Annotated in this window: 13 protein-coding genes and 1 rRNA gene; 9 read left to right on the forward strand and 5 right to left on the reverse strand. The window is 62.2% G+C overall.

What is annotated here, in order from left to right; all coding sequences use genetic code 11:
* Window positions 1-13 precede the first annotated feature (13 nt).
* From Q8O29_RS16370 to Q8O29_RS16395, 6 genes are all read left to right on the forward strand, one after another.
* On the forward strand, window positions 14-1,225 hold the full coding sequence (locus Q8O29_RS16370; protein WP_305564694.1) for a PLP-dependent aminotransferase family protein: 1,212 nt from the start codon (window positions 14-16) through the stop codon (window positions 1,223-1,225).
* Window positions 1,226-1,846, forward strand: a complete 621-nt coding sequence (locus tag Q8O29_RS16375; RefSeq protein WP_305564696.1) for a glutathione S-transferase family protein — start codon at window positions 1,226-1,228, stop codon at window positions 1,844-1,846.
* A 120-nt stretch (window positions 1,847-1,966) separates the two neighbouring features.
* Window positions 1,967-2,893 carry a PhzF family phenazine biosynthesis protein gene (locus Q8O29_RS16380; protein ID WP_305564698.1) on the forward strand — a complete coding sequence of 309 codons (927 nt, stop codon included), beginning with the start codon at window positions 1,967-1,969 and terminating at the stop codon, window positions 2,891-2,893.
* Window positions 2,893-3,603, forward strand: a complete 711-nt coding sequence (locus Q8O29_RS16385; RefSeq protein WP_305564717.1) for a VOC family protein — start codon at window positions 2,893-2,895, stop codon at window positions 3,601-3,603. Before Q8O29_RS16380 ends, Q8O29_RS16385 begins: the two co-directional genes overlap by 1 nt.
* 77 nt (window positions 3,604-3,680) lie before the next feature.
* Complete coding sequence (locus tag Q8O29_RS16390) at window positions 3,681-4,694, forward strand: threonine dehydratase (protein ID WP_305564700.1); 1,014 nt, start codon at window positions 3,681-3,683, stop codon at window positions 4,692-4,694.
* 221 nt (window positions 4,695-4,915) lie between these two features.
* The gene (locus Q8O29_RS16395) at window positions 4,916-5,584 is read left to right on the forward strand and encodes a histidine phosphatase family protein (RefSeq protein ID WP_305564702.1); all 669 of its coding nucleotides are present in this window, start codon (window positions 4,916-4,918) and stop codon (window positions 5,582-5,584) included.
* A gap of 169 nt (window positions 5,585-5,753) precedes the next feature.
* Here the strand turns inward: Q8O29_RS16395 and Q8O29_RS16400 are convergent, their stop codons facing one another.
* The 5 genes from Q8O29_RS16400 to Q8O29_RS16420 all read right to left on the reverse strand — a co-directional run bounded on the left by Q8O29_RS16400 (window position 5,754) and on the right by Q8O29_RS16420 (window position 12,642).
* Window positions 5,754-7,109 carry a sorbosone dehydrogenase family protein gene (locus Q8O29_RS16400; RefSeq protein WP_305564704.1) on the reverse strand — a complete coding sequence of 452 codons (1,356 nt, stop codon included), beginning with the start codon at window positions 7,107-7,109 and terminating at the stop codon, window positions 5,754-5,756.
* 121 nt (window positions 7,110-7,230) lie between these two features.
* Entirely contained in the window at window positions 7,231-8,043 is an 813-nt protein-coding gene (locus tag Q8O29_RS16405) for a creatininase family protein (RefSeq protein ID WP_305564705.1), read from the reverse strand.
* A 177-nt stretch (window positions 8,044-8,220) separates the two neighbouring features.
* Window positions 8,221-8,835, reverse strand: a complete 615-nt coding sequence (locus Q8O29_RS16410) for a hypothetical protein (protein WP_305564707.1) — start codon at window positions 8,833-8,835, stop codon at window positions 8,221-8,223.
* 126 nt (window positions 8,836-8,961) lie between these two features.
* Window positions 8,962-10,617, reverse strand: coding sequence for a phospholipase D family protein (locus Q8O29_RS16415; RefSeq protein WP_305564709.1), 1,656 nt, complete (start codon window positions 10,615-10,617; stop codon window positions 8,962-8,964).
* A 96-nt stretch (window positions 10,618-10,713) separates the two neighbouring features.
* A complete protein-coding gene (locus Q8O29_RS16420; protein WP_305564711.1) occupies window positions 10,714-12,642 on the reverse strand; it encodes an ATP-binding cassette domain-containing protein in 1,929 nt (642 codons plus the stop codon).
* Window positions 12,643-12,780: 138 nt separating this feature from the next.
* Between Q8O29_RS16420 and Q8O29_RS16425 the strand changes: the two genes are divergently transcribed.
* From Q8O29_RS16425 to Q8O29_RS16435, 3 genes are all read left to right on the forward strand, one after another.
* Window positions 12,781-13,257, forward strand: coding sequence for a (2Fe-2S)-binding protein (locus Q8O29_RS16425; protein WP_305564713.1), 477 nt, complete (start codon window positions 12,781-12,783; stop codon window positions 13,255-13,257).
* Window positions 13,254-15,515 carry a molybdopterin cofactor-binding domain-containing protein gene (locus Q8O29_RS16430; RefSeq protein WP_305564715.1) on the forward strand — a complete coding sequence of 754 codons (2,262 nt, stop codon included), beginning with the start codon at window positions 13,254-13,256 and terminating at the stop codon, window positions 15,513-15,515. The genes Q8O29_RS16425 and Q8O29_RS16430 overlap by 4 nt, the downstream gene beginning before the upstream one ends.
* Window positions 15,516-16,283: 768 nt before the next feature.
* Window positions 16,284-17,327 (forward strand): 16S ribosomal RNA (locus tag Q8O29_RS16435); the annotation flags it as partial.

Genomic DNA, 17,327 nt, shown 5'->3' on the forward strand with positions numbered 1-17,327 from the left:
GACAAAGGCCGACATGACAAACCCAATGCACTGGAACCTGGCCGCACGCGCCGAAAAAATGAACCCCTCGGTGATCCGAGAGATCCTCAAGGTCACCGAAAAGCCCGGCATCATCAGTTTTGCGGGCGGCCTGCCTTCGCCCAAGACCTTTCCGGTCACCGCGTTTGCTGAGGCCTGCGCCAAGGTCTTGCGCGAAGACGGCCAGGCGGCGCTACAGTACGCGGCCAGCGAAGGTTATGGCCCGCTGCGCGAGATGGTGGCGGCCATGCTGCCCTGGCAGGTCGACCCGGCCCAGGTGCTGATCACCACCGGATCGCAGCAGGGCCTGGATTTGCTGGCCAAGATCCTGATCGACAAGGGCAGCCCCATCCTGGTCGAGACGCCGACCTACCTCGGTGCGCTGCAGGCTTTCACGCCGATGGAGCCGCAAGTGATCAGCGTGGCCAGCGATAACGACGGCGTCGACGTCAACGACCTCGCGATGAAAGCCAGGGATGGGCGCTTTCTGTATGTGCTGCCCAACTTCCAGAACCCGACCGGCCGAACCATGAGCGAAGCACGCCGCGCGGCGCTCTCGGCGCGCGCCGCCGAACTGGGGCTGCCCATCGTCGAGGACAACCCCTATGGCGACCTGTGGTTCGACGCACCGCCGCCACTGCCGCTGTCGGCGCGCAATCCTGAAGGCTGCCTCTACCTGGGTTCGTTTTCCAAAGTGCTGGCGCCCGGCCTGCGCCTGGGTTTTCTGGTGGCGCCGAAAGCGCTGTACCCCAAGCTGCTGCAGGCCAAACAGGCGGCCGATTTGCACAGCCCCGGCTTCAACCAGCGCATGATTGCCGAGGTCATGAAGGACGGCTTTCTGGACCGGCATGTGCCGACGATTCGCGCGCTCTACAAGTCGCAGCGTGACGCCATGCTGGCGGCACTGAAGCGTGAGATGCCCGAAGGCGTGAGCTGGAACACACCCGACGGCGGTATGTTTTTGTGGGCCCGCCTGCCGGCCGGCATGAGCGCGGTCGAGCTGCTGCCCAAAGCCGTCGATAAAAACGTCGCCTTTGTGCCGGGCGCTGCTTTCTATGCCAACAACGCCGACCAACGCACCCTGCGCCTGTCTTTTGTGACGGCCAGCGTGGACCAGATCAACACCGGGGTTGCGGCGCTTGCCGCAGCGATCCGCGAGAACCAGCCTGCGGCCGCGCGGGTTGCTGAAACGGTCGGGGCGAAATAGATGTTGAAAATCTGGGGGCGCATGAGCTCCATCAACGTCAAGAAGGTGGTGTGGGCCGCGCAGGAACTGGCGCTGGATATCCAGCGCACAGAAGCCGGTGGCTTGTTCGGCGTGGTGAAGACCCCTGCGTACATGGCGCTGAACCCCAACTCGCTGGTGCCGGTGATTGAGGACGAGGACTACGTCTTGTGGGAGTCGAATGTCATCGTGCGTTACCTGTGTGCCAAACACTCGTTGGGCCAGATGTACCCCACGGACCTGCGCGAGCGTTTCGACGCCGAGCGCTGGATGGACTGGCAGCAGACCACGCTGAACCCGGCCAGCCGCGCCGGCTTCTGGCAACTGGTACGCACACCGCCGGAGCAACGCAATGCGGCCGCCCTTGCCGAGTCGAATGCCGCCGTCGAGGCCCTGATGGCAGTGCTTGATGCGCACCTGGCGCAGCGCAGTTTCATGGTCGGCGAAGGTTTCACCGTCGCCGACATTCCCATCGCCTGCGAAGTCCACCGCTGGTTTGGCCTGCCGCAAGCACGCCAAAGCCGGCCCGCCATCGAGCGCTGGTATGGCAACATCTGCGCGCGCCAAGCCAGCAAGGGTGTGCTGGATTTGCCGCTCAGCTAATAAGTATTGAACAAGGAGATCAAAGAGATCAAGGAGGCCAGAAATCACAAACTCTTTGTCTTGTCTCTTTGATCTCCTGATCTCTTTGTAAAAACCCTCTTCCCACCCAGGTATCAAAACATGGCCCAGCGCGCCTTCAAACAAGTCGACGTCTTCACCGCCCAGCCCTATTTCGGCAACCCGCTGGCCGTGGTGCTGGACGGCAGCGGCCTGGACGACGCGGCCATGCAGCGTTTTGCGCAGTGGACCAATCTGTCCGAAACGACTTTTGTGTTGCCGCCCACCGAGCCCTCGGCCGACTACCGCGTGCGCATCTTCACGCCGGGCGGCGAGCTGCCTTTTGCCGGCCACCCGACGCTGGGCACCTGCCACGCCTGGTTGCAGGCCGGCGGTGTGCCCCAACGCAAGGATGTCATCGTGCAGCAGTGCGAGGTCGGCCTGATCAACATCCGCCGGGAAGGTGCGCGCCAGGCCTTCGCCGCGCCGCGGCTCAAGCGTTCCGCGCCCAGCCCGGTCGTGCTGGCGCAGGTGGCTGCCGCACTGGGCTTGAAGCCGCAGCGCATCATTGCAGCCCAGGTTCTCGACAACGGCCCGGTCTGGCTGGGCCTGCTGCTGGATAGCGCCGACACCGTGCTGCAACTGGAACCAGATCACCTGGCGCTGAAAAAATATGGGCTGAAAGTGGGTGTAGCCGGCGCCCATTCTGCGTCGGTTGCTCCTGTTTTAATAGCGCGCGCAAACCGCGAAGCTCAGGCCTTTGCCGGCAACACGCCCGTCGCGCCCACGGAGACTGCTGATTTTGAAGTCCGCGCTTTCGCCGCACCGATAGGCATCCACGAAGACCCGGTCACCGGCAGCCTGAACGCCAGCCTCGCGCAGTGGCTGATGGCTGAAGGCCATGCGCCCGACAACTACGTCGTGGCGCAAGGCACCTGTCTGGGACGCGCCGGCCGGGTCCATCTCTCGCGCGAAACCACGGCCGGCACAGCAGTCGTCTGGGTCGGCGGCGAGTCGGTCACCTGCATTGATGGATCGGTGACGCTGTGATCACGGCCCAGCTCGATCACCTCGTCGTCATGGCCGCCAGCCTGGACCAGGGCGTGGCATGGTGCGAAGAAACACTGGGCATCACGCCCGGCCCCGGCGGCGAACACCCGCTGATGGGCACGCACAACCGCCTGTTCAGCATTGCCGGCCCGGCCTTTCCGCGCGCCTACTTTGAAATCATCGCGATCCAGCCCGGCGTGACACCGACGCGCCCGGCCGGCAAACACCGCTGGTTCGACATGGACGACCCGCTGCTGCAATCACGTGTGGCCAGCGAGGGGCCGCAAGTGATTCATTTTGTCGCGAGCGTGCCGGGCGTGCTGACGGCCGTCAAGGCACTGGCCGCCCAAGGGCTGGACCGCGGCGCCGTGGTACAGGCCTCGCGCCAGACCGCCGGCGGCCTGCTGAGCTGGCGCATCACCGTGCGCGACGACGGCCAGCGCCTGTTCTACGGCACGCTGCCCACGCTGATCCAGTGGGGCGAGGCCGGCGAGGACCCGGCGCGTGCCGCCCATCCGCTGAACGCAATGCCGGCGTCGGGTGTGACGCTGGAGGCGCTGCAGGCGCGCCACCCGCGACCCGAAAAATTGCAGGCCGCGTATGCCGCCATCGGCCTGGCTGGTGTGGGTGTGAGCCCCGGTACGCCCGATCTGATCGCCACGCTGAATACCCCGCGCGGGCGGGTCACGCTCGAATCCAAAGGGATCTAGATGTTGACTGCGCAGGAACTCGCCTGGCTTGCCCTCGTCGCGCTGGCGCTGCGCCTGCTGACGGAAAAAAGGACCGCATGAACGCCGTGCTGAAAGAAACAAGCCTCAGCGCCCTGCCATCGCTGGCGGAGATCGAAGCTGCATCCCGCGTGGTCTACCGCGAATTCCAGGCCACGCCGCAATACCGCTGGGGTCTGTCCAGCCAGCGCCTGGGCACCGACTGCTGGATCAAGCACGAGAACCACACACCCGTTGGCGCTTTCAAGATTCGCGGCGGTCTGACTTATTTCGACGCCTTGAAGCAGCGCGGTGCGCTGCCCGCAGAAGTTGTCAGCGCCACCCGCGGTAACCACGGCCAAAGCATAGGCTGGGCGGCTCGCGCGCACGGTGTGGCCTGCACCGTCGTCGTGCCGCAGGGTAACTCGCTGGAAAAAAATGCCGCGATGCGCGCGCTCGGCGTGACGCTGATCGAACACGGTGAGGACTTCCAGGAAAGCCGCGAGTACGCGATGCGCCTGGCGGCCGAACGCGGCGCCCACATGGTGCCCAGCTTCCATGCCGACCTGCTCAGCGGCGTCAGCACCTACTGGTGGGAGTTCATGCGGGCCGTCCCGGAATTGGACGTGGTCTACGTTCCGATCGGCCAGGGCTCAGGCGCTTGCTCGGCGATTGCCGCCAAACGCGCGCTGGGCCGCAGCTTGCGTATCGTCGGCGTGGTCAGCGCCCATGCCACCACTTACGCGGACTCGCTGGCGGCCGGCCGCGTGGTCGAAGCACCGGTGAGCACCCAACTGGCCGACGGCATGGCCTGCCGCATCGCCGACGCGTCGGCGCTGGACATCATCGCGCCGCACATCCACCACATCGTGCAGGTGACTGACGGGGAAGTGGCGCAGGCCATGCGCGACCTCTACGCCGACACGCATAACGTGGCTGAAGGCGCGGGCGCGGCCAGTTTTGCCGCCGCCATGCAGGAACGCGCGCAACTCACCGGCCAGGTCGTCGGCACCACGCTGTGCGGCGGCAACGTGGACAGCGCCACTGTCGCCAAGGTGCTGGCTGCCAGCCCCCACGCTTCTCGCTTCGCGTAGTGCGCGAGGCCTTGCAGGCGCGGCTCGCGACACGCTTCGCCTCTGTCGCCTGTCCAAGCCTGCGCAGGCAGGCTTGGAGCCACAGGCTCCAGCCCCTCGGGGGCGCTGCGCCTGCGGCCCGACAAAGCCGGTTCCGCAGCCCCGCAGCTGGGCTGACGCCTTCGCGCCAGTGGGTCACACGCGTGACTGGACGCACCGGCGGCGCCGGCCACAATTTACCCATGGGAACCCTTTATCTCGTGCGCCACGGCCAGGCCTCGTTTGGCGCCGACGACTACGACGTGCTCAGCGAGATGGGCTACCGGCAGAGCGTGCGCCTGGGTGAATACTTCAAGTACAAGGGCATCAGCTTCGAGGCGGCTTTCACCGGCACCTTGCAGCGCCAGCGCAAGACCTTTGCGGGCATTTGCGAGGGGATGGAGACACCCATGGAGGCAGCGGCCTGGACCGGCCTCAATGAATACGACAGCGAAGCCGTCATAGGCGCCATCCACCCGCACAAGCTGGAAAAGCCAACTTCACCCGAGATGTACCGCAGCCACTTCCGCCTGCTCAAGGAGGGGCTGGCGCAATGGATGGCCGGTGTCGTCAGCCCCCAAGGCATGCCCAGTTACACCGATTTCGTCGCCGGCATCACTGGCGTGCTGGACCACATCCGCAGCACGCACACCGGCAATGTGTTGCTGGTGTCCAGCGGCGGGCCGATCTCCACCGCCGTCGGCCATGTGCTGGGCACGGCGCCGGAAATTACCATCGAGCTCAACCTGCGCATACGCAACTGCTCGCTGACCGAGTTCGCCTTCACCCCCAAGCGCCACATGCTGGTGACCTACAACACGCTGCCGCACCTGGACGCGCCCGAACACGCGAGCTGGATCACCTACGCCTGAGACGGCGATGCCGTAGATTGCTATTGAATCAATAGCTTGCTACGCCCACTGCAAAAGGGCTGACGGCACTTTGGACTGAATTGTTTGGTCTTCGGTCGCTGGCGGGTCATCAGGTCGGCCCGCAGCCGCCAGTCTCGCTGAGCCCGCACAGCGTGGCGTAAACCCGGCTTCAGCGGGCAGGGGCGCCCGCCACGCGCCAGATCACATTGCCCACATCGTCGGCCACCAGCAGCGCGCCGCGTTTGTCCAGCGCCACACCGACGGGACGGCCGTAGGCCTTGCCGTCCGGGCTGACGAAACCGGTCAGCACATCGACCGGTTTACCCGAAGGCTTGCTGCCGGTGAAGGGCACAAACACCACCTTGTAGCCGCTCAGCGGCTTGCGGTTCCAGGAGCCGTGTTCGCCAACGAAAACTCCGCTGGCCAGCGACGCGGGCAGGCTGTTGCCTTCAGCAAACGCCATGCCCAGCGGCGCGACGTGCGCGCCCAGCGCGTAGTCGGGCGACAGCGCCTTGGCCACCAGGTCCGGCTGCGGCGGCGTGACGCGCACGTCGACGTTCTGGCCATAGTAGCTGTAAGGCCAGCCGTAAAACGCGCCGTCCTTGACCGAGGTCAGGTAGTCGGGCACCAGATCGCTGCCGATTTCGTCGCGCTCGTTGACCACGGTCCAGAGCGTGCCGTCGGCCGCCCAGCCCATGCCGTTGGGGTTGCGCAGGCCGGACGCAAACAGGCGGCGCGTGTTGGTTTTCGGATCGACCTCAAGAATCGCCGCGCGGTCCACCTCGATGCCCATGCCGTTTTCGCCGATGTTGCTGTTCGAGCCCACGGTGACGTAGAGCTTGCTGCCGTCGCGGCTGGCGATGACGTTTTTGGTCCAGTGGTGGTTGATGCCGGCCGGCAGATCCACCACCTTGACCGGCGTGGCGCTGATGGTGGTCTGGCCTTCTTCATACGGCACTTTGACCAGCGCGTCGGCATTGGCAATGTACAGCTCCTTGCCGACCAGTGCCATGCCAAACGGTGACATCAGGCCCTGCATGAACACCGTGCGGGTTTCCGCCTTGCCGTCGCCATCGACGTCGCGCAGCAGCGTGATGCGGTTGGCACTTGGCACGCCGGCACCGGCACGTTTCATGACCACACCCATGATCCATCCCTTGATGCTGAAGCCGGGACTGGGCTGGGGCGGCTTGTTGCTCTCCGCCACCAGCACGTCGCCGTTGGGCAGGGTGTAGAGCCAGCGCGGGTGGTCCAGTCCAGTGGCCAGTGCGGTGACGGTGGTGCCGGCCATCGGCTGCGGCATCACACCTTCGGGCCAGCCCTGGGCCGGCGCGATGTTCACCGTGGGGATCAACGATTTGACCGGTTCGGGCAGCGTCGGCGTGGCCCCTGTATCTGCTCCAGGCGGCAGCTTGGCGGTGTCCCCGCATGCGGCCAGGCCGATGGCCAGCAGGGCGCACAGCGGCAGCAGGGCCAGACGGGAGGTGGGGCGGTAAAGGGGAAGAGGAAGAGAGGGGGCTCGCATCGTCAATCCTTGTTCAGAGGCGCAGTGGCGCACATTTTCATGATTGTTCACCGCGCAGGCGTCTGCGGTGTGTCAGCCGATGACCCCAGTTTTTGTCAGGGCTGCCGACAGGCCTTGAGCGTCAGACCAGCGGCCTCAGCATGGCCACCTCCTGCAGCAGCCGCGCCAGCGCCTGGCCACTGGCCTGCAACACGGCCAGGCCTTTTTCGGCCGTGGCCGCCGCCGCATTGCCGGCCGCGCCCGTCGCATGCAGGTCTTGCGCGGCCCAGGCCAGTTTGGCGCTGCTGCCGTTGCCTAGGATAGCGTAGGTTTGCGCGCGGTCCTGGCTGCTGGAGTGAAAATTCCGCGCCTGCGCCATGTCCACTTTGTGTGGGTGCAGCGCCAGCATCATCGAGGTCTCGACATCGCCGCCATGCACGCCGAAGCGTTCTTCATCGGGGCCGAACAATTGTTTGACCTCCGCCGGCAGCGGCAGGCTGAAGGTGTTGACCATCAGCACCGTCAAACCGAAACGCGCCCGCAACTCGCGGCCCACGATGTCCAGCGTCGATACATTGCCGCCATGGGCATTGAGCAGCACCAGCTTCTTGATGCCGGTGCGCGCCACACATTCCCCGAGGTCCACCCAGCTCTGGATCAAGGTGGCCGCGCCCAGTGTCAGCGTGCCAGGAAAGGCGATGTGCTCGATGCTGCGGCCAATGCTTTGCGTCGGCAGAAACAGCACCGGCGCAGCCTGCAAATGCGGCAGGCAATGCGCGATCACGCCGTTGACCAGGTCGGTGTCCACACTCAGCGGCAAATGCGGTCCATGCTGTTCAATCGCCGCCACTGGCAACACCGCAATCGTTGCGGCTGCGTCGATGCGGGCAAAGTCGGGGCTTTTCAGGTCGGCCCAGAAGTGGGGAAGGGCAAACGGGGTGGGCGCTGGGTTCATGAGCGTATTTTGGGGCCATTCTGGCGAAAGCTGCTGGACAGTCTGCGCGCCTTAGCCATCTTGCGCGCCGGAGCCTGATGGAAGGGATTCAACTGGATTATTGCCCTGCAATTTTTAATTGTTTTGGCCCCCAGCCCTTTATTCATGAGCACAAGTAGCTATGAAATAAATAGCACTTTATCTGACCTGGATTTTTGGCCCGAGCCGGACCTCGTCTCCGTCGGAGCGCGGATGGGTCGCCCAATAGCGCATTTTTTCGGCCAGCCCGACTTGGGTGTTGTGAAACTTCACCAGTCCCGCAGCGTCAGGCGTAGCCGGCATCACGTTCCACCGGGTGAATACTTCCGGAAGTTTCTCCCCGCGCCCCGCCTCTGCCAGCCCGGTGCCTGGGTTGAGCGTGAAAAACGGTGGCAATCTGTCGCCTGACCGATTCGGGCCAGTGCCTGCGGAACGAACCGTCGCGAAGTACCAGACCTGTTGGTCCTGGTCGATCAATGCCAAATCGTCAGGCGCAAAGCGGGCATTGAAGGGGCCGAAAAGCGGGCCGGCGTCAAAACTGACTTCGGTCGCGCGGTGAACGCCGTCCCATCGCGACAGCAGGGTGTGGCGTTCATAACTGCGTTTGATGTGCAGGTTGATGATGCGCTTGTCATGCAACTGCACTTCCTCGTCCCATTCGAGCTCAAAGCGGTAGGGCGACTGCAGCCCGAATTGCCAGGCGTAAAGCGCCAGCAGTAAACCGGCCAGCATCAGGGCCGGCGCGGCTTTTTTCAGAGAGGTGCTCAGAGGCATGGCTTGATCAATGTCAGCCCCGGCTGCCAACAAGGTGTTTTCCGCCAGGAAGCCGCCGGGGCGGGACGGATGCGATGGTTGCCCAGGCCGGTGTAAGTTGAAACGCTTCCCGTGCCCGCGTGCGGATCAAAGCATTTCTTCCGGCGCAAAAGGACCGATCAGCTTGAGCATCAGCTTGAGCGCGAAACTGGCATCGGGCTCGACGCGGGTGTCCTTGAGCTGCGAGCCCTGAGGTGCCCGCCAGATGAGCTGGCCGTCTGCCAACTCAACCTTGTAAGCGCCTTTGGCCATGGCTGGTTCAATCAGCTGCGTGGTATCAAAGGCGAGCTTGCGGCTGCGGATCACCAGCGCCACTTCGCTGTTTTGCAATTGCGAGCGCAGGTCCAGATTCATCGAACCTATGACCAGCAGCAGGTCGTCCAGCACCACAATTTTGGAGTGCAGGCTGGCGCGCGAGCCGCTGGCCGAGCCGGTGCTGCCCAGCCCGCCGAAGCTGGACAAGGTGCCCTCGTGCTCAGCGCGCATTTCATGAATTTCGATGCCCATGGCAAGCAGCCCCTTGCGGTAGCGGGCATATCCCACATGGGCTGCGGGTGCGTCGTTGGATGCCAGCGAGTTGGTCAGCACGCGGATGCGCACGCCTTTTTGCCGTATGGCAGCAAGCTGCGCCATCATCCGGTCGCCTGGAACAAAGTAAGGCGAGACGATCAGTAAATTGGTTTTCGCGTCGCCCATCAGCTGCAGCAGGCCGTCAACCGTGGTGTCCTGCGCCTGCTCCACCGCGTCTGCATCGGCCGCAATCTTGGAGGCCTTGTCCACCAGCAGCACCGACGGCGCCCAGGTCCAGCGCAGCTTGGACAGGTTGGTGGTGTCGGGCAGCGGCGGGGCCACAGGTGCAGGGCTGCCGGAGCCGGCAGGGACGCCATCCGGAACCGGTGTTTCGGCGTTGACCGGCGATGCTACGCCGACAACCTTGGGAGCAGGCTTCAAGGCCTCAAGTTCTTTGACCGTCATCAGCGACTGCACCGGGTAAGCCAGTGGATTGTTCCAGTACTGGTCAAAGCTGCGCGAGAGTTCGCGCACAATGCGGCCTCCAGCCAGCACGTCGGCGTCTACAAAGTTGGTTCCTTCGCCCTGGCCAAAATAGGTCTCGCCCAAATTGCGTCCTCCAGTGATGGCGACCGCGTTGTCCGCCACAAAAATCTTGTTGTGCATACGGCGCTGGATGCGATCCACATTCTTGAGCGAGCCCAGAATGCGGAAGAACAGGGAGCCGCGCGACCCAGGCAGCGGGTTAAAGAGGCGCATGCTGATATTTTTTTCAAACGCCAGCTTCAGAACCTGCGCGTTTTTGCCCGAGGTGTTGAAGTCATCGAGCAGGATGCGGATGCGCACGCCGCGATCGCCCGCTGCGCGCAGGGCATCAAACATGCGCTCGGTGGTTTCGTCAGCGTGGATCGCGTAATACTGGATGTCCAGCGTCTTTTGCGCGGCGTCGATCAGTGCCATGCGACTGGTAAATGCCAGTTCTGCACTGTTAACCAGTGCAAAACCGGAGTCATTGCGCGTGCGTGCGGCGGCTGCGCTGGCCTGCATGGTTCGCCCCAGCGCCGTGTCTTGCGGCGTGGTGAGGGCATAGGTAACCGGGCGGTCCACCTCGCTGGGCAAGGAAGCGCAGCCACTTATCCAGGCAGCGAGTAACAAGACAAAGAGCCAGCGCCAAGGCCAGCATGTTGAGTATTCATAAGGTGCGCTACAGGGCTGCGTGGAAAATCGGTTCATGGATGGAGTCACTTTAGCGTAAGCACCTGCATCACCGGGCGACGAATCGCCCGACTTCAGCGCAAGATTTTGTAGGCGCTTTGCCCGACAGCCGCCTCAGGCAGACAGGGTTTCCCAGCGCTGTAATGCGTCCATCAGCTCTTCTTCCAGCTTGCTGTTGCGGGCATTCAATTCAGCCGCACGTTTGGCGTTGCTGGCGTACAAAGTGCCGTCCAACAACTCCTGGGCAATCGCTTTCTGCTGCGATTCGAGCTGCTGGATCAACGCCGGCAGGCCCTCAAGCTCGCGCTGCTCCTTGTAGCTCAGTTTCTTTTTTGATAGCGCTTCACGCCCGTTCTTTATGGGCTGAGGGGTGTTTTTGCTTGTATTTTTGGCGCTGGCGGGAGTGCCGGCGGTTTTGCCGCTGCTGGTGATTTGCGCCGCACGTTTGGACTGCGTGATCCAGTCCGTCACGCCACCTTCGTATTCGCGCCAAAAACCCGGGTTCTCGGGCGTACCTTCATAGGCAATCGTGCTGGTCACCACGTTGTCCAGGAAGCGCCTGTCGTGGCTGACCAGAAACACCGTGCCCTCGTAGTTTTGCAGCAGGTCTTCCAGCAACTCCAGCGTGTCGATGTCCAGGTCGTTGGTCGGCTCGTCCAGCACCAGCACATTGGCGGGCCGCGCAAACAGGCGCGCCAGCAGCAGGCGGTTGCGCTCGCCGCCGGACAGCGTGCGCACCGGCGAGTTGGCGCGTGCGGGTGAAAACAAAAAGTCGGTCAGGTAACTCTTGACGTGTTTTTTCTGGCCGTTGATCTCGACCCACTCGCTGCCGGGGCTGATGAAGTCTTCCAGCGTGGCGTCCAGGTCCAGGCTGTCGCGCATCTGGTCGAAGTAGGCCACCTGCAGGTTGGCGCCCTGGCGGATCTTGCCGGGCGGTGTGGTCACGTCGGGCTGCAGCTCGCCCAGGATCAGCTTGAGCAGCGTGGTTTTGCCTGCGCCGTTCGGGCCCAGCAGGCCAACCTTGTCGCCGCGCAGCAGGGTGCCGCTGAATTTGTTGACGATGATTTTCTCGGACCCCGGATGGCCGAAGCTTTTGCTCACTTCGGTCAGTTCTGCCACGATCTTGCCGCTTTTCTCGCCGCTGGAGACGTCCAGATTGACGCGGCCCACCGCATCGCGCCGCGATGCCCGGCTGTCTCGCAGTACTTCAAGCCGGCCAATGCGCGCCACGCTGCGCGTGCGACGCGCTTCCACGCCCTTGCGGATCCACACTTCTTCCTGGGCCAGCAGCTTGTCGGCCTTGGCGAAGATAACGGCCTCTTGCGCCATCTGTTCTTCTTTTTGAATCAGGTACTGCGCAAAGTTGCCGGGGTAGGTCAGCAACTTGCCGCGGTCCAGCTCGACGATGGCGGTGGCGACCTGGTCCAGAAAGGCCCGGTCATGGGTGATGGTGATGATGCTGCCGTTGAAATTGACCAGCAACTCCTCCAGCCAGGCAATCGAATCGAGGTCCAGGTGGTTGGTCGGCTCGTCAAGCAGCAGCACGTCGGGTTTGGCCACCAACGCCTGGGCCAACGCCACACGTTTTTTGGTGCCGCCCGAGAGCGAACCGACGATGGCGTCCTTGTCCAGGTGCAGGCGGTGCAGGGTTTCCTCGACACGCTGCTCCCAGTTCCAGCCATCCAGGGCTTCGATTTCCGACTGCAGGGCGTCCAGGTCGGTGTGTTCGTCGGCTGCCAGATATTGCTCAACAATGTGCCTGACCCTTGCCAGTCCTGTGCTAGCAGCTATGAAAACCGTAGCGTGTGGGTCCAGGCTGGGCTCTTGCGGCACGTAGGCAATGCGCAGGTTTTGCTGCAGTTGCAAGGTGCCGTCGTCGGGTTTTTCGAGCCCGGCCAGAATTTTGAGCAAGGAGGATTTGCCGGTGCCGTTGCGGCCAATCAGGCCGATGCGCTGGTTGGTTTCGAGGGAGAAATCTGCGTGGTCCAGCAGGGCGACGTGCCCAAAAGCGAGTTGAGCGTCAAGAAGTGTAATTAATGCCATGTTGTCAGGGATTATCCGGGTGCGCGATTTCGCATGCTGGTTTTCGGGCTATTGCGTTCCCGGACTCGTCGCTATAGTTGGACCGGAATCAGCGGTGCACCATCCCCGACCTGCTGAGCACATCGGAAGCCATGGTCCATGGAATTACAGATCAACGGAAGACTTGTTCAGGTCGATGCCGACCCGGCCATGCCCTTGTTATGGATCTTGCGCGACCTGCTCGACATGACGGGCACCAAGTTCGGTTGCGGGGTGGCGGCCTGCGGCGCCTGCACCGTGCGGGTGGACGGGCAGGCGGTCCGCTCCTGTGTCGCGCCAGCGTCCACGCTGGCCGGTAAGCGCATCCAGACCATCGAGGCGCTGGGCAGTCCCGGCAAGCCGCATGCCCTGCAACGCGCCTGGATCGCCGAACAGGTGCCGCAATGTGGCTACTGTCAGTCCGGCATGCTGATGGCAGCAGCGGCACTGCTCGAAAAAACGCCGAAGCCGACCGATGCCGACATTGATGCGGCCATGACCAATATTTGCCGCTGCGGCACCTACCAGCGGATCCGGGTGGCGATCAAACGTGCGGCCGGCATCCCGGTCGGTGGTGCCGTGAAGAAGCGGGCATGAAACGGCGCACCTGGCTGTTCAGTGCTGCGGGTGCGACCGGCGCGCTGATCGTGGGCTGGGGCTTGCTGCCGCCACGCTCGCGCACCGGCTCGGGACGGCTCTGGCCGCCGGCCGAAGGCGAGATCGCGCTCAATGGCTGGATCAAGGTCCTCACTGACGGTTCGGTGGTGCTGGCCATGCCGCGCAGCGAGATGGGACAGGGCGTCCATACGGCCTTGCCGATGCTGGCGGCCGAGGAGCTGGACTTGCCCCTGTCGCGCGTACACATAGAGCAGGCCGGATCGGATTCGATCTACGGCAACGTCGCGATGCTGGTGGCCAGCCTGCCTTTTCATCCGCTGGAGGTGGAACAGCGGCCTTTCAAGGTGGAGGCCGGGGAATGGATGGTCCGCAAGCTGGCGCGCGAGCTGGGCATCAATGCGACTGGCGGTTCCAGCAGTGTGGCCGACGCATGGATCGTTCTCCGCATGGCTGCGGCCACAGCGCGGGCGTCCTTGCTGGGTGCGGCTTCGCTGCAATGGCGCTTGCCGGTGGCCGAGTTCACGGTCAGGGAGGGTGTGATTTCGCACCCCTCGGGCAAATCCGCCCACTATGGTGAGCTGGCCAGATTCGCTGCCGCGACGCCACCGGGCAAGGTCACGCTCAAAGAACGCAAGGACTGGAAGGTCATTGGCCACAGCGCCCCGCGCCGGGACATCCCGGCCAAAATGGATGGAACGGCCCTCTTCGGACTCGACGTTCGCCTGCCCGGTATGTTGTATGCCGCTATACGCCTGTGCCCCATGCTGGGTGGCGCGCCGGGTGCGATGGACATTCCCGCCGCGCTAGCCATGCCGGGTGTCGAGCGTTTCGTGCGTTTACCGGCCTACGCTGGCTCAACGGCCGGTTTTGCCGTGGTCGGCAAAAGCTGGTGGCAAGCGCAGCAGGCGGCGCAGGCCATGTCTGTCGATTGGCAGCAGCGGCCGGCCGGGGCGCTGGACTCGCGCCAAATCGAACTCGAGCTGGAGGCGGCGCTCCAGACAGATGTGGGCTTTGTTTTTCATGAGCAAGGTGACACGGACCAGGCCGAAACGGCTGCTGCCCGACGTATCGAAGCCGTGTACCGCGCCCCTTATCTGGCACATGCCACCCTTGAGCCGATGAATTGCACGGCCCAGGTCCGGGACGGCAAGGTGTTTTTGTGGGTGCCGACCCAGGTGCCGCAGATGGGCGCCGCCATCGCCGCACGTGTTGCCGGGGTGGCGGTGGAGGATGTGAGCGTGACCGTCACCTTGCTGGGCGGCGGTTTTGGCCGCCGCCTGGAAGTGGACTACATCGCCCAGGCGGTGCGGGTGGCCATGGACTGCGGCGGACGGCCGGTGCAGCTGATCTGGTCGCGTGAGGAGGACAGCACCCACGACTTCTATCGTCCCATGCAGGTGGCCCGGCTGCGTGCGTCTGTCGACGCCGACGGCCATATCAACAGCCTGCGCATCAGGTCAGCCGGCGACGCCATCACCCCGCGCTGGATGGAGCGTGGCCTTCCCCAATTCGCTGGGCCGGTGGATACCCCCGACAAAACCACGGCCGAGGGCCTGTTTGACCTGCCCTACGGCTTTCCCAGCCAGCACATGTCGCATGTGGCCACGCGGAAAGGTGTGCCTGTGGGTTTCTGGCGTTCGGTCGGGCATTCGCACAATGCCTTCTTCTCAGAAAGTTTTATCGACGAGCTGGCGTTTGAGACTCGCCAGGACCCCTTGAGTCTGCGGCGCCGCTTGCTCCGGCATGCGCCGCAGTATCTCGCGGTGCTGGATCTGGCGGCCGACAAGGCTGGCTGGGGCCGCGCCTTGCCCGCAGGACAGGCGCGCGGTATCGCCCTGCATGAATCGTTCGGCTCCATCGTCGCGCAGGTGGCCGAGATGTCGCTGATCAACGGCCAGCCGCGGATACACCGTGTGGTGTGCGCCATCGACTGTGGCACCGTGGTTAACCCCGACATCGTTGCCCAGCAAATGGAAAGTTCAGTGGTGTTCGCATTGACTGCCGCGCTGTACGGACGGGTGGATATCCATGCGGGCGTGGTGCAGCAGAAGAACTTTCCCGATGCACCGATGTTGCGTCTGGCGCAGGCGCCCCTGGTACAGACGTATCTTGTTGAAAGTACCAGGTCGCCCGGCGGCGTCGGTGAACCTGGTGTACCTCCTTTGGCGCCCGCAGTGGCCAATGCCCTGTTCGTGCTGACGGGGGAGCGAGTGCGCGCCCTGCCATTGACCTTGTGACTTGACCGGTAGGACTCGCGGCGCACGGTGCGCCCGCGCAGAACTTTGGGATCGTTTCCGGAAGGCATAAAAAGCCGTGCTATAGTCGACGGTTCTGCTAATCAATGATCTCTTCAATGAGGCCACCAGCTAGCAGGCAAGGGGCTCAAAAAAAAGCAGATTTTTTGAATTTGTTTTGACTGGAATGAAAAAACCGGTATAGAATCTAAGGCTCGACTGATTACAGTCAGCAACCTCAAAGCAAGTTGAAACGCTGCGAGTCTCGACTCCAGTCCATAAATTGGGTCAGACCGGCCAAGTGATTGACAAGCCGGCAAAAAGTAAAATTTTTGTTGATCGGGATGAAAAAAACCGGTATATAATTTGAGGCTCTGCTGATTACGGCAAGCAAACAAACTTTAAAAAAGTTGCTCTGAAAAAGAGGTTTGTGAGCAGATCAAAAAGTAACCCTTCGGGTTGACAGGTTGTTAAAAAACATGTCATAATTCGAGGCTTAGCTGATCACAGCTAACGACGAAAACGAAGCCGCCAAGCGGTGACGAGAGTAGTCAGGATCATTAAAAATTTACAGCCGATAAGTATGGGCGTTTGAAGGCGATTGCCAGGCAAAGTTAACGAAAGTTAATCAGCCAGGTCTTCTGACCTTAAACGCTCATAGAGATAGAAAATGTGAAATCGTCAAGATTTCTCATCAATTCCGTTTTTATGAGTTTCTTCCCGCAACCAATTTCGGTTGGATGTGGGGAGTTGAAAATTATTGCAGTGATTAAACTAAAGAGTTTGATCCTGGCTCAGATTGAACGCTGGCGGCATGCCTTACACATGCAAGTCGAACGGTAGAGTAGCAATACTCGAGAGTGGCGAACGGGTGAGTAATATATCGGAACGTGCCCAGTCGTGGGGGATAACGTAGAGAAATTTACGCTAATACCGCATACGATCTACGGATGAAAGCGGGGGATTCGCAAGAACCTCGCGCGATTGGAGCGGCTGATATCAGATTAGGTTGTTGGTGAGGTAAAAGCTCACCAAGCCGACGATCTGTAGCTGGTTTGAGAGAACGACCAGCCACACTGGGACTGAGACACGGCCCAGACTCCTACGGGAGGCAGCAGTGGGGAATTTTGGACAATGGGCGAAAGCCTGATCCAGCAATGCCGCGTGCAGGAAGAAGGCCTTCGGGTTGTAAACTGCTTTTGTACGGAACGAAACGGCCATTTCTAATAAAGAGGGCTAATGACGGTACCGTAAGAATAAGCACCGGCTAACTACGTGCCAGCAGCCGCGGTAATACGTAGGGTGCGAGCGTTAATCGGAATTACTGGGCGTAAAGCGTGCGCAGGCGGTTCTATAAGACAGATGTGAAATCCCCGGGCTTAACCTGGGAACTGCGTTTGTGACTGTAGGACTCGAGTGTGGCAGAGGGGGGTGGAATTCCACGTGTAGCAGTGAAATGCGTAGAGATGTGGAGGAACACCGATGGCGAAGGCAGCCCCCTGGGTCGATACTGACGCTCATGCACGAAAGCGTGGGGAGCAAACAGGATTAGATACCCTGGTAGTCCACGCCCTAAACGATGTCGACTAGGTGTTCGGTGAGGAGACTCATTGAGTACCGCAGCTCACGCGTGAAGTCGACCGCCTGGGGAGTACGGTCGCAAGATTAAAACTCAAAGGAATTGACGGGGACCCGCACAAGCGGTGGATGATGTGGATTAATTCGATGCAACGCGAAAAACCTTACCTACCCTTGACATGTCAGGAATCCTGTAGAGATATGGGAGTGCTCGAAAGAGAACCTGAACACAGGTGC

Source organism: Polaromonas sp., assembly GCF_030689685.1.
Taxonomy (GTDB): domain Bacteria; phylum Pseudomonadota; class Gammaproteobacteria; order Burkholderiales; family Burkholderiaceae_C; genus Polaromonas.